This window comes from Microbacterium sp. F2E (assembly GCF_020905435.1).
GTDB lineage: Bacteria > Actinomycetota > Actinomycetes > Actinomycetales > Microbacteriaceae > Microbacterium > Microbacterium lacticum.
On sequence record NZ_JAJJIB010000010.1, the window covers coordinates 62,529 to 75,182 of the forward strand.

A 12,654-nucleotide genomic window follows, 5' to 3' on the forward strand; every position below is an offset into this window, starting at 1 on the left:
CGCCGAACCGGTCTGACCGCAGGATGAAGTAGCAATAATGTTCTAGACAAGGGGGATTCGGCGGCACAAGAGGAGAAGATGAGTTCCCCATCGATGCGCGGGCCTGGGCCTCTGCACGCGTCGGGCGCATACTTGCTCTCATGAAGACGTTCGCGCGCTGGCTGCTCGCCGGCGGGATGGTGTTCGCGGGGCTCAGTCATCTGTTCTGGGCGCGACGGGAGTTCCAGGCGCAGGTGCCCGACCTCGTCACCGATGCGCTCCCGATCGATAAGGACGCGGTCGTGGTGGCGTCGGGCGCCGTCGAGATCATGCTCGGGGCGGCGCTCGTCGTGCTGCCGAAGGAGCGCCGCCGGATCGGGACGATCCTCGCCGCGTTCTTCGTCGCGGTCTTCCCCGGCAACATCGCGCAGGCGACGCAGAAGCGCGCCGCCTTCGGACTCGACAGCGACGGCGCGCGCATCGCGCGGCTCTTGTTCCAGCCGCTGCTGGTGTGCTGGGCGCTCTGGTCGACGCGCGACTGACCGCACCCTCGCGACGCGCGACGCCCACGAATCGACGACCGCGCCGCGGCGCGTACGGGGTGCACGCGGAAGCGGGGGTGGATGCCCCGTGGCATCCACCCCCGCTTCGTTGTGTGTCGGGGGTCAGCGCTTCGTCGGCACCTTGATCGAGGCGGTCTCGGCGGCGACGCGCTCACGGTCGACGCGGTCGATCTCGCGCAGCGAGATGCCCTTCGTCTCGCGCATCGACACGACGGCGACGAGGGTGATCGCCGCGGCGGCCGCGAGGTAGACGGCGACGCCGACCCACGATCCGGTCTGCGAGAGGATCGCCGTCGCGATGATCGGCGCGAGCGAGCCGGCGACGATCGAGGTCACCTGGTAGCCGAACGAGACGCCCGAGTAGCGCATGCGCGTCGGGAACATCTCCGACATGATCGCCGGCTGCGGCGCGTACATGAACGAGTGGATGACCAGACCCAGGCAGATCGCCAGGATGATGATCACGGGCTCCTTCGTGTTGAACATCGGGAAGGCGATGAAGCCCCACGCCGCCGCGGTGACCGCGCCGAAGCCGTACACCGGCTTGCGGCCGATGCGGTCGCTCAGGCGGCCGACGAGCGGGATCACGATCATGTGCACGATGTGGGCGATCGCGATCATCGCGAGCACCTCGGCGGTGTCCATCTCGAGGAACTTCTGCAGGTACACGATCGAGAAGGTGACCACCAGGTAGTACATGATGTTCTCCGCGAAGCGCAGACCCATCGCGGTGAGGATGCCGCGCGGGTAGCGCTTGAGCACCTCGAAGACGCCGTAGCTGATCTCGTCCTTGGCCTCGACCTCCTTCTGCACCTCGAGGAAGATCGGGGCGTCGGTGATCTTGGTGCGGATGTAGTAGCCGATCGCGACGATCACGACCGAGAGCCAGAACGCCACGCGCCAGCCCCACGCGAGGAAGTCGTCGTTCGACAGCGTGCGGCTGAGCACCAGCAGCACGACGGTGGCGATGAGGTTTCCGATCGGCACGGCGGCCTGCGGGAACGACGACCAGAACCCGCGGCTCTTGTCGGGGGAGTGCTCGGCGACCAGCAGCACGCCGCCGCCCCACTCGCCGCCCACGGCGAAGCCCTGCGCGAAGCGCAGGACCACGAGCAGCACCGGCGCGAGGTAGCCGACCTGCTGGAACGTCGGCAGGCAGCCCATCAGGAACGTCGCGACGCCCACGAGGATGATCGCGACCTGCAGGAGCTTCTTACGGCCATACTTGTCGCCGAAGTGGCCGAACACGATCCCACCCAGCGGCCGTGCGATGAAGCCCACCGCATAGGTCACGAACGCCGCGATGATGCCCGCGTACGGGTCGTCGGACGGCGGGAACATGAGCGTGCCGAAACCTCCTTGTAGAGCGCGTGCGGCACGAGTGCGTACCGATCAGGGACGCTGCCTGAAATGTGATTCAGGTACAAGGATTAGTTCTGCACACGAGATGTGCGTGTGCGCACGCCGATCAGGAGTCGGCGGCCTCCGCAGTGTGCAGACGCACACGCACGATGTTCGTCGTCTCGTCGATGTCGGCGACAGCGGGGTAGGCCTTCACGAAATCGGAGAACGACCGGTGCCCCAGCGTCTTCTCGCTGAAGGACGGGTCCATGCGCTTCAGCAGGTTCTTCACCGCCGACAGGTGCACCCACTCGTCATCGGTCCGCTCGCGCTCGAGGGTGAGCGCCCGGCGCAGCAGCTCGGCGGTCGGGTCCTCCGCCTTCTTGCGCCGGCGCGAGCCGCTCGTCGTCGGAGCGGCGGCCGAGGCATCCGCCTTCTTCTGCGCGGCGACCGGCGGCGTGACCCCCGGCAGCGAGTCGTACGAGTCGAACTGGTCGCACGCCGCGGCGAGCGACTTCGCGGTCGATCCGGCGACGCCGACGCCCACCACGACGCGGCCGAGCCGCTTGCAGCGCTGCGCGAGCGGCACGTAGTCGCTGTCGCCCGCGACGATCACGACGTGGGTGAGGTCAGGCAGGCGGAACATGTCCTCGACGGTGTCGACGGCGAGGCGGATGTCGGCCCCGTTCTTGGCGTAGGCCGCGGCCGGGAACAGCTGCACCAGGTCGACCGCCCGGGCGACCAGCTGCGAGCGGTAGAACGCGTTGACCGGTGACGACCAGTCGGCGTACGCCCGCGTGAGCACGAGCGTGCCGAAGGATGCCGCGTAGTCGATGATCGCGCCCACGTCGATCGCCGCGTCCTTGAGCTTCTGCGCGATCTCGGGCGCGTCGGGGTCGGCGATGATCTTCTGCCGGTCGCCGGCGTACGAGTTGCGCCCGTGCACGCGGTCGTACCAGCTCATCACGATGTTGTCGAAGTCGAGGTAGACCGCGACGCGGGGGTTGTGGAGGTCGGGCATATCAGCGCTCTTTCGGGTAGACGACTCCGAGCTGGGCGCGGATGTCGTCGAGGGTGGCCATGATTGTGATCGACTCGTCGAAGGGCAGCAGGTCGCTGTCGGTGCGGCCTTCGCGGAGGAGATGCTCCGCGTAGAGCGCCTCGAACTGCATGCCGCCGCCGGCGAACGCGCTCGTGTAGTCCTCGATCACCGTGCCGTCGGTCGCGGTCACCCGGAACGAGGTGGGCGTGTACCAGACGCGGTCGATGTCGATGCGGGCGTCGGTGCCGATCACGTGCGCCGTGTTGGGCCCGGCCGCACGCGAGCTCATCGCGATCGACGACAGGCCGCCGCCGGCGTGCACTGCGGCGATCGCGACGTCGGAGTCGGCGCCCGTCTCGGCGAGGCGGCCGACGGCGCGCGCCGATTCGATGGGGCCGAGGATGTCGACGGCGAACGAGACCGGGTAGATGCCGAGGTCGAGCAGGGCGCCGCCGCCGAGCTCGAGCGCGTTCAGCCGGTGCGCGGGATCGTCGGAGATCCGCTGCGTGTGGTCGGCGATGACGGTGCGCACCTCGCCCAGGGTGCCGGCCGCGACGATCTCGCGGATGCGCACCATGTGCGGCAGGTACCGCGTCCACATCGCCTCCATGACGAGCAGTCCGCGGGAGGCGGCGAGGTCGCGCAGCGCGATCGCCTCGTCGGCGTCGAGGGTCACCGCCTTCTCGATGAGCACGTGCTTGCCGGCTTCGAGGGCGAGGGTCGCGTGGGCGAGGTGGTGGCTGTGCGGGGATGCCACGTAGACGATGTCGACCTCGGGGTCGGCCACGAGCGCCTCGTACGAGCCGTGTGCGTGGGCGATGCCGTACTGCTCGGCGAAGGCCCGCGCCGACCCGGCGCTGCGCGATCCGACGGCGACGACGTCGAGGCCCGCGGTGCGGAGGTCGGCGGTGAAGGCGTGCGCGATGCCGCCCGTTGCGAGGATGCCCCAGCGGATGTCGGTCATGCGTCGAGCCTAGCCGCGTCGCCGCCTTAGTCTCGGAGCGTGACCCCGACGAACGAGCCCGCGATCGCGCGCTTCCGCGAACTCCTGCAGATCCCGACCGTGTCCCGCACCGACGAGAGCGAGATCCAGTGGCAGCCGTTCGACGATTTCCTCGCCGCGCTCGTGCGACTGTACCCGCGCGCCCATGAGACCCTCTCCCGCGAGGTCGTCGACGGGCATTCGCTGCTCTACCGGTGGCCGGGTGCGCGCGGCGGCGAGGATCCGCTCGTGCTCATGGCGCACCTCGACGTCGTGCCGGTCGTCGACGACGAATGGGAGCACCCGCCGTTCGCCGCCGAGATCGTCGGTACGGGCCCGGATGCCGCCATCCACGCGCGCGGCGCGATCGATGACAAGGGATCGCTCGTCGCCATCCTCGAAGCGGTCGAGCAGCTCGTCGCCGACGGGTTCGCACCCGAGCGCGACGTCTACCTGTCGTTCGGGCACAACGAGGAGACGGCGGGCGGCGGAGCGCGGGCGATCGTGGCGCTCCTGCGCGAGCGGGGCGTGCGTCCCGGGCTCGTGCTCGACGAGGGCGGGGCGGTCGTCGACGGCGCCGTGCCGGGGGTGAGCGTGCCGACGGCGATGGTCGGCGTCGCCGAACGCGGCGTGATGACGGTGCACCTCACGGCCCGCGAGACCGGCGGACACGCCTCGACCCCGCCGGCGATGCCCGCGACGGCGCGGCTCGCGCGGGCGATCGACCGCCTGCATCGGCATCCGTTCCCCACGCGCATCGCGCCGCCGGTGCGCGCGATGTTCGCGACCGTCGCGCCGCACACGCCGCAGCCGTTCCGCTGGATCTTCGGCCACCTCGCCGTGACCGGCCCGCTCCTGGCCGCCGTGCTGCCGCGGCTGGGCGCCGAGACCAACGCGATGGTGCGGACCACCGCCGTCGCGACCGAGCTGTCGGGCGCGCCCGGCGAGAACGTGCTCGCGACGACGGCGCGCGCCTCGGTGAACATCCGCCTGCTCACGGGAGACACCGTCGCGGGCGCGGCAGAGCGGGTGCGCCGCGTGATCGCCGATCCGGAGCTCGAGATCGAGGTGCGCCACGGCTCCGACCCGTCGCCGGTGTCACCGTGGCGGGGCGAGCCGTGGCGGCGGATCGCCGGGGCGGTGCGCGACGCGCTGGGCGAGGAGATCGTGACGACGCCCTACATCCAGCTCGGCGCGAGCGACAGCCGCTGGTTCACCGTCATCGCGGAGAACGTCTACCGGTTCACGCCGTTCCACCTGACCCGGGCGGAGCGTGACGGGCTGCACTCGCACAACGAGCGCATCCGCGTCGACGTGTGGCTGCGCGGCATCGGGTTCTACCGCGCGCTCATCGCCGCGAGCTGACCCCCCGCGACCTGACCGGCGCCGCGAGCTGACGGCCGCGGGCGGTCAGGCAGCAGGCCCCGTCAGGGCAGCAGCACGACCTTGCCGTCGGCGCCGGCATCCACCAGGCGGTGCGCCTCGGCCGCGTCGGCGAGGGGCAGCTGCGGTCCGAGCTCGACGCTGAAGTCACCGTGCGCGATCAGCGCCGCCGCGACGGGGATCGCCTCGCCGCGCCATGCCTTCTGCTGGTCGGTGAGCGGTTCGGGGCTTCCGCCGCTGAAGGCACGGATGCCGAGGCCCGCCGCGTCGGCGCCGCGGACGAGCGTCGCGATGCGGGTCTTGTCGCTGACGAGTTCGATCGACTGTGCGAGCGCCTCATCGGTGCCGACGAGGTCGATGGCGACGGTGACGCCCTGCGGGGCGAGCTCGCGCACGCGCGAGACGACGTCGGGGCCGTACGGCAGCGTCGTCGCGCCGAGCGCGGCGACGCGGTCGGCGCGCCGGTCGCTCGTCGTGCCGAGCACGGTGGCGCCGTACAGCCGCGCGAACTGCACCACGGCCTGACCGACCGAACCGGATGCCGCGTGCACGAGCACCGTGTCGTCCGGGCCGATCGCGAGCGAGCGCACCGTCTGGTAGGCCGTGCCGACGGGGATGCCGAGGGCTGCGCCCTGGGCGGCGCTCACCCCTTCGGGGCGGCGGACGACGTGCGCGGCGCGCACGACGAGATCGGTGGCGTAGGCGCCCTGCGCGCCCGTGACGATGACCGCATCGCCCGGCCGGTAGCCTTCGACGCCGTCGCCGACGGTGGTGACCACGCCCGCGGCATCCGACCCGACCCGGCGCGGCTCGGTGATCGGCGGGGAGGGGCGCAGGCCCGCCCGCAGCTTCAGGTCGAGCGGGTTCACGCCGACCGCTTCGACGCGGACGGCGACCTCGCCCGGCCCGGGCGCGGGGACGTCGATGTCGATGACGGTGAGGACCTCCGGCCCTCCGAGCTCGGTGTATGCGATTGCAGTGCCCATGATGGACCCACCCTACGACGCGATCAGGTCGTCGCGGCGAGGGCCTTCGTGATCCGCTGCAGTGAGACCGGTTCGGCCGTGCCGAGCTGCTGGGCGAACAGGCTCACCCGGTACTCCTCGAGCAGCCAGCGTGCGTGCGCGAGCGTTGCGTCGGCGTCGGCGTCGAGCGGAAGCGCGCCACCCGCATCGGCGTAGGCCGCGGCGGCGCGTTCGAACTCGGTCATCCGCTGGCGGTCGCGCCCCGGACTGTCGGCGAGGGCCTCGACCCGCGAGAGGGCACCCTGCAGGTACCGGGGCAGGTGGGCGAGGCGCGCAAGGCCGGTGCGGGCGACGAACCCGGGGAAGACGAGACCGGCCAGCTGCGCCTTGACGTCGCCGAGGGCGGCGAGGAGCGTCATCGAGTTCTGCCCCTTCACGGCGCGCTCGACGTCGCGGTGCAGTGTGAGGATGCGGGCGGTGAGCGACACCGCCTGGAACAGCTCGTCGACGACGGCCGCGGACAGGGCGTCGCGGACGGCCGCGAACTGCTCCGGCGTGCGAACCCCCTCCGGAGCGACCCGCGCCATCACCGCGTCGGCGACCGCGACCCGGGCGTCTTCGATGAGCGCCTTCGCCGACGAGTAGGGCGACGCGGCGAGCGAGAGCTTCTCGGCGGCGGTCAGGTGATCGAGGACGTAGGCGCTCGGCGACGGGACGGCGAGCAGCAGCAGGCGCCGCACGCCCGCGTGGGCGAGGCGCGCGGCGCGCTCGGGGGTCGACTCGATGCGCAGCGCCACGGCATCCTTCTCGTCGACCAGCGCCGGGTAGCCGCGCACCACGCCGCCCGCGACGCGGGTGTCGACGACAGCGGGGAGAGTGCCCACGTCCCATGTGGTGATGCCGGAACGCTCGGCGACGCCGCCGCTGCCGCCGATCGCGGGTGATGCGGCCGGTGGCGCTCCGCCGGGGCGCGCCGTCCCGGCCTCCGCAACGGGTCCGGGCGCGGGCCGCGCGAGCGAGCGGGCGACCTGCTCGCGCGCCCGACCGGCGAGCCGCTGCTGCAGCTCGACGAGGTCGCGCGAGGTGCCGACGGTGCGGCCCCGGTGGTCGACGGCGCGGAAGGTCATCACGAGATGGCCGGGCACCCGGTCCATCTCGAAGTCGTCCGGGGTCACAGGCTGGTTCGCGACGCGCTGGATGCGCCGGGCGAGCGCCGCCCGGAGCGGCAGCGCGGGGAGCCCGCGATGGTGCTCGGGCCCTTCGCCGGCGAGCTCGTCGCCGAGTGTCGCGGCCCAGTCCGCCGCCGGCACCACGTGGCGCCGGATCGCCTTCGGCAGCGCGCGCAGGAGCGCCGTGATGAGCTCTGCCCGCATGCCCGGCACCTGCCAGTCGAAACCCTCCGGCGAGAGACCCGCGAGAAGCGGCAGCGGCACGACGACGCTGACGCCGTCCTCGGGATCGCCCGGCTCGAACCGATAGGCCAGCGAGAGCACCTGGTCGCCCTGCTCCCACCGGCCCGGGAATGCGCGGTCATCGGAGCGCGCGGCGTCGCCCTTCAGGTCGACCTCCGTCATGTCGAGCAGGCGCGGCGTGCGGGCGGATGCCTCGCGCCACCACCGCTCGAACGAGCGCGCGTCGTACACGTCGGCGGGCACGCGCTGGTCGTAGAAGGCGAACACCGCTTCGTCGCCGACGAGGATGTCCCGGCGCCGCTCGCGCTCCTCGACCTTCTCGAGGCGGCGGCGGAGCTCGAGGTTCCGCCGCTCGAACCCGGTGAGCTTCTTGTCGAGGTGGCTGGAGTTCCACTCGCCGTCGGTGAGGGCGTGGCGCAGGAACAGCTCTCGCGCGAGCGGCTGGTCGATGCGGGCGAGCTGCACCCGGCGCCGCGGGATGATCTCGACCCCGAAGAGGGTCACCTTCTCGGCCGCGACGGCGGCCCCGGCATCCTTCGACCAGTGCGGGTCGCTCAGCTGGCGGTGCGCGAGGTCGCCGGCGAGCTCTTCGGCCCACGCGGGATCGATCGCGGCGACGGTGCGGGCATAGAGGCGCGAGGTCTCGACGAGCTCGGCGGCCATGACGGCGTCGGGGGAGGCCTTGCGCAGCGCCGACCCAGGGAAGATCGCGAACGTCGCTCCGCGCGCGCCGCGGTAGGTCGCGAGGGCCTTCCGCTTGTCGCCGGGCTTCGTCTTCGCGAGCGAGCGGGTGTCGAGCACGCCGATGTGCGAGAGGAGCCCCGCCAGCATCGCGCGGTGGACGAGTGCGGGGTCGGCGGCCGCGCCGTCTCCGGTCTCCGCGGCCGCGCCGCGACCCTTGACGCCGAGCAGCTGACGCAGCTGCCGGTGCACGTCGAACCACTCCCGCACGCGCACGTAGTTCAGGAACTCCGCGCGGCACAGCCGCCGGAACGCGCTCGAGCCGAGTTCGCGCTGCGCGGTCTGCAGATGATTCCAGAGGTTCAGCAGAGTGAGAAAGTCGCTCGTCGGGTCGGCGAACCGCGCGTGCATCCGCTCGGCCTGCTCGCGCGCGGCGCCGTCCTCGGCAGACGGACGTTCTCGCACGTCTTGGATCGACAGCCCCGACACGATCGCGAGCACCGGTTCGGTCACATCGAGCCGGCGGGCCTCGACCAGCATGCGTGCGAAGCGGGGATCGATCGGCAGGCGGGCGATCTCGCGCCCGATCTTCGTCAGCCTGCGCGCGGAGGTCACGGCGCGCAGTTCGGTGAGAAGCTCGAACGCGGCTTTCACTCCGCGGCTGTCGGGTTTCGTGAGGAACGGGAAATCCTCGATGTCGCCGAAGCCCAGTGCGAGCATCTGCAGAATGACCGAGGCGAGCGAGGTGCGCAGGATCTCGGGCTCGGTGTACTCGGGCCGCGCAGAGAAGTCTTCTTCGCTGTACAGGCGGATCGCGATGCCGTCGGAGGTGCGGCCCGCGCGCCCGGCGCGCTGCTGTGCGGATGCCTGTGACACGGGCTCGATCGGCAGCCGCTGCACCTTCGAGCGCACGCTGTAGCGCGAGATGCGCGCCGTGCCCGCATCGACGACGTAACGGATGCCGGGCACGGTGAGGCTCGTCTCGGCGACGTTCGTCGCCAGGATCACGCGGCGGCGGACGCCCGCGATGCGCGGGGGCTCGAACACGCGGTGCTGTTCTGCCGCCGAGAGGCGGCCGTAGAGCGGCAGCACTTCGGTCGGCCGGGCGTCCTTCGCGTACATGCCGCGGACGGCATCCATCGCGTCGCGGATCTCGGCCTCGCCGGGGAGGAACACGAGCACGTCGCCGTCGGGCTCGCGGTCGAGTTCGCGGAGGGCCGCGAGGAGGGTGTCGACGTCGTCGGACTCGGCCCCCGATGCAGCATCCGCCGCCGCGCCCGGGGCATCGAGCGCGCCACGGTAGCGGATCTCGACCGGGTACGTGCGCCCCGAGACCTCGACGATCGGCGCCGGTGTGCCCGCGGCATCCGCGAAGTGCTTCGCGAAACTCTCGGGGTCGATCGTCGCCGACGTGATGATGACCTTCAGGTCGGGGCGCTCGGGGAGGATGCGGGCGAGGTAGCCGAGGAGGAAATCGATGTTCAGCGACCGCTCGTGCGCCTCGTCGACGATGATCGTGTCATAGCGCCGCAGCAACCGGTCGCGGTGGATCTCGTTCAGCAGGATGCCGTCGGTGACGAGGGCGACCTTGGTGTCGGCGGAGACCTGATCGGTGAAGCGCACCTTGTAACCGACGGCGCCCCCGAGGGGAACCTCGAGCTCGTGCGCGATACGTTCGGCGATCGTACGGGCGGCGATGCGGCGCGGCTGAGTGTGCGCGATCTTCGTGCGGCCGAGCTCGAGACAGATCTTCGGGAGCTGCGTGGTCTTGCCCGACCCGGTCGCCCCCGCGACGATCACGACTTGATGCCCCTCGATCGCGCGCGCGATGTCGTCCCGCGCGGCGCTGACGGGCAGCTCCACCGGATAGGAGATCACTGGTTCGGGGGAAGGCATAGCCCTCCATCGTATCGTCGGCCGCAGGAGGAGCGCGTCGCGGGCGCGACGAAGCGCGAGATCTCGACGATCGCGTCGACGTACGACGTGAGCCTGTCCGGGATGTCGCCGAACGGCATGGCGAGCACGACGAGAGCGAGCCTCTTCGTGTCGAGCTGGGGGTACCAGTACTGCGGGACGAGTCGGCGCTCGGGGAGCTCCGCGCCGTCCTCGACCTCGGCGGTCGACATGGTGAGCGGTGCGAGGAGGAGTTCTGCGATCAAGGCCGCCGTCAGTGGGCGCCGGGGAGTCGGGGCATCCTCACAGCTTGTCGAGGTCTGCGCGCGTCAAGCCATGCCGGCGAACACTGCGACGAGACGCGACTGCGCGATCGCCACCGCATCCCGGAACGATCGTCACCGCGCGGGCTCAGTCCGCGACGATGGGTTCGATGAAGCGGGAGACCTCGACGATGGCGTCGAAGTAGGACAGCAGAGTGTGCGGGATGTCGCCGAGGGGAGTCGAGAGCACCGCGAGGACCAGGTGCTTGGAGTCGGGCCGCGGATACCAGTACTGTGCGACGAGACGGCGCTGTGTGAACTCCTGGCCGGCCTCGACCTCGATCACCTCGTCGACGCGGTGCACGCGCACCACCTCGCCGTCCGTGAAGGGGCGCCGGACGGCGGTGGGCGCAAGATCGGGGGCGATGGTCGGCAGGCTCTCCTCGAGGACGGCGAGCACGCGATCCGGTGATGTGCCGATGGCGGGACTCATCCGCACGCGGTCGTCGTCGTACAAGGTGAGCGTCGCCGACATCGGCTCACCGGGGGCGAGTTCGGTCTGCAGGAGCATCAGGCGCGCCCGTGCCTCGCGCGCGGTCCGCGCGGCGACCACGAGGTCGTCGCGCAGCCGCCTGCGCGCCGTCGCCTCTTGGTCGCGGGTTCCGAGCGTGCCGCGGGCGACGGCGGATGCCGAAGCGCTCGCCGCTTCGTCGGATTCGAGGTCGACCGGCCACCACGTTCCGATCAGGCGGAACGCGAGCTCGGGCGCATCGTGAGGGGTCATCCTCCGAGTTGATTCAGGTCGTCGAACGGGACCACCAGCGCGCCGTCGATCCGCAGCGCCGAGACTCCGCTCGGCAGCCCCGCGATCGCCGGTTCGAGATCGAGGAGCCGATCGGGGTCGTCGGCGTCCCGGGCGATGAGCTGCAGCATGTCGGCGGATCCGCCCGCCGAATCTCGGATCGCGGTGAGAACGGCAACGAGTGTGTCGGTGGTGACCGGCTCGTCTCCGGTGACGCGGATCACGACCGTCAGCTGACGGGCCGCTCCGGACTGGCTGACGGACACGCTGCTCACGCGTTCGACGCGCGGGTCCGAGGCGGCGACGGCGTCGTAGACGGGCTGGAATGCGTGCACGGTGCTCTCCGTGTTGGTCGGCGTCGGGGTCGACGGTGCGGCGGTGGGCGTGCAGGCGACGAGCGCGGCACCCAGGATGACGGCGGCGGCGACGGCGATGATGCGGGGGGCGACGAACGGGGCGGTCACGTCAGTTCTCCTGCCAGGAGTAGTAGCTCTGGCTTCGCGTACCAGTACTGCGCGACGAGGCGACGCTGAGTGAACTCGGCGCCGTCCTCGATCTCGACGGTCTCGTCGATGCGATGCACGCGGACGGTCTCGCCGCCGTCGAAGGGCCGTCGCACCGCGGTGGGTGCGAGACCCGGGTCGATCGTCGGCAGGCTCTCTTCGAGCACGCTCAGCACCCGGTCGGGATTCGTGCCGACGGCCGGGCTCATCCGCACGCGCTCGTCGTCGAAGACGGTGAGGGTCGCCGACATCGGCTCGCCGGGGGAGAGCTCGGTCTGCAGCAGCATGAGCGTGGCGTTCGCGTCGCGGGCGGATGCGGCCGCGGCGACGAGATCATCCCGCACGCGCCTGCGCGCCGTCGCCTCGTGGTCGCGGGTTCCGAGCGTGCCGCGGGCGACGATGGATGCTGAGGCACGCGCCGTCTCGTCGGAATCGAGGTCGATCCGCCACCACGTTCCGAGCAGGCGGAAGGCGAGCGCGGGCGTCGCGTTGAGACCCGTCACAGCTTGTCCAGGTCGACCCGTGCGAGGGTGACCCCGCCGTCATACAGTGCGGTGACGTCATCGGGGAGCCCGGCGATCGCGCTCCGCAGATCGACGATGCGCTCTTCGTCCGCCGACTCTCGGGCGATGAGGCCCACGGTCTCGATGTCGTCGGGCGTCGTGTCGCGCACGGCGACGAGGATCGCCGTCAGCGTCTCGGTGCCCACGGGCTCATCGCCCGTGATCAGCACGCTCATCGACAGCGTCTTCGCGAAGCCGGAATAGCTGATGGTGGCGAGTGGGTCTGCGACGCGCGGATCTGATGCGGTGACGGCGTCATACAGCGCGCTCATGTCCGTGCCC

Annotated in this window: 10 protein-coding genes and 1 pseudogene; 2 read left to right on the forward strand and 9 right to left on the reverse strand. The window is 71.2% G+C overall.

Annotation, left to right across the window (positions count from 1 at the left end):
• The first annotated feature begins 140 nt into the window (after positions 1-140).
• Complete coding sequence (locus LOK55_RS09315; protein WP_229935159.1) at positions 141-521, forward strand: hypothetical protein; 381 nt, start codon at positions 141-143, stop codon at positions 519-521.
• 123 nt (positions 522-644) lie between these two features.
• Here LOK55_RS09315 and LOK55_RS09320 read toward each other — a convergent pair.
• From LOK55_RS09320 to LOK55_RS09330, 3 genes and pseudogenes are all read right to left on the reverse strand, one after another.
• Positions 645-1,895: pseudogene (locus tag LOK55_RS09320) on the reverse strand (MFS transporter); the annotation flags it as partial.
• 115 nt (positions 1,896-2,010) lie between these two features.
• Positions 2,011-2,904 (reverse strand): NYN domain-containing protein, encoded by an 894-nt coding sequence (locus tag LOK55_RS09325; RefSeq protein ID WP_229935161.1) that lies wholly within the window; start codon positions 2,902-2,904, stop codon positions 2,011-2,013.
• A gap of 1 nt (position 2,905) precedes the next feature.
• Positions 2,906-3,889, reverse strand: coding sequence for a Gfo/Idh/MocA family protein (locus LOK55_RS09330; protein ID WP_229935162.1), 984 nt, complete (start codon positions 3,887-3,889; stop codon positions 2,906-2,908).
• 39 nt (positions 3,890-3,928) lie between these two features.
• Between LOK55_RS09330 and LOK55_RS09335 the strand changes: the two genes are divergently transcribed.
• Positions 3,929-5,272 (forward strand): M20/M25/M40 family metallo-hydrolase, encoded by a 1,344-nt coding sequence (locus LOK55_RS09335; RefSeq protein WP_229935163.1) that lies wholly within the window; start codon positions 3,929-3,931, stop codon positions 5,270-5,272.
• A 62-nt stretch (positions 5,273-5,334) separates the two neighbouring features.
• Here LOK55_RS09335 and LOK55_RS09340 read toward each other — a convergent pair whose 3' ends face one another.
• The 6 genes from LOK55_RS09340 to LOK55_RS09365 all read right to left on the reverse strand — a co-directional run bounded on the left by LOK55_RS09340 (position 5,335) and on the right by LOK55_RS09365 (position 12,644).
• Positions 5,335-6,276, reverse strand: coding sequence for an NADP-dependent oxidoreductase (locus LOK55_RS09340; protein WP_229935164.1), 942 nt, complete (start codon positions 6,274-6,276; stop codon positions 5,335-5,337).
• 23 nt (positions 6,277-6,299) lie between these two features.
• Positions 6,300-10,412 carry an ATP-dependent RNA helicase HrpA gene (gene hrpA / locus LOK55_RS09345; protein ID WP_374107645.1) on the reverse strand — a complete coding sequence of 1,371 codons (4,113 nt, stop codon included), beginning with the start codon at positions 10,410-10,412 and terminating at the stop codon, positions 6,300-6,302.
• Positions 10,413-10,652: 240 nt separating this feature from the next.
• The gene (locus tag LOK55_RS09350) at positions 10,653-11,288 is read right to left on the reverse strand and encodes a hypothetical protein (protein WP_229935165.1); all 636 of its coding nucleotides are present in this window, start codon (positions 11,286-11,288) and stop codon (positions 10,653-10,655) included.
• Entirely contained in the window at positions 11,285-11,770 is a 486-nt protein-coding gene (locus LOK55_RS09355) for a hypothetical protein (RefSeq protein WP_196324285.1), read from the reverse strand. The genes LOK55_RS09350 and LOK55_RS09355 overlap by 4 nt, the downstream gene beginning before the upstream one ends.
• Complete coding sequence (locus tag LOK55_RS09360; protein ID WP_229935166.1) at positions 11,767-12,312, reverse strand: hypothetical protein; 546 nt, start codon at positions 12,310-12,312, stop codon at positions 11,767-11,769. Before LOK55_RS09360 ends, LOK55_RS09355 begins: the two co-directional genes overlap by 4 nt.
• Complete coding sequence (locus LOK55_RS09365) at positions 12,309-12,644, reverse strand: hypothetical protein (RefSeq protein ID WP_229935167.1); 336 nt, start codon at positions 12,642-12,644, stop codon at positions 12,309-12,311. Before LOK55_RS09365 ends, LOK55_RS09360 begins: the two co-directional genes overlap by 4 nt.
• Positions 12,645-12,654 lie beyond the last annotated feature (10 nt).

What these genes read in the sequence shown, in the direction of transcription:
- LOK55_RS09350 (WP_229935165.1), bottom strand. Translation starts at nt 11,288, where the DNA reads ATGACCCCTCACGATGCGCCCGAGCTCGCGTTCCGCCTGATCGGAACG.
- LOK55_RS09340 (WP_229935164.1), bottom strand. Translation starts at nt 6,276, where the DNA reads ATGGGCACTGCAATCGCATACACCGAGCTCGGAGGGCCGGAGGTCCTC.
- LOK55_RS09315 (WP_229935159.1), top strand. Translation starts at nt 141, where the DNA reads ATGAAGACGTTCGCGCGCTGGCTGCTCGCCGGCGGGATGGTGTTCGCG.
- LOK55_RS09325 (WP_229935161.1), bottom strand. Translation starts at nt 2,904, where the DNA reads ATGCCCGACCTCCACAACCCCCGCGTCGCGGTCTACCTCGACTTCGAC.
- LOK55_RS09330 (WP_229935162.1), bottom strand. Translation starts at nt 3,889, where the DNA reads ATGACCGACATCCGCTGGGGCATCCTCGCAACGGGCGGCATCGCGCAC.
- LOK55_RS09365 (WP_229935167.1), bottom strand. Translation starts at nt 12,644, where the DNA reads ATGAGCGCGCTGTATGACGCCGTCACCGCATCAGATCCGCGCGTCGCA.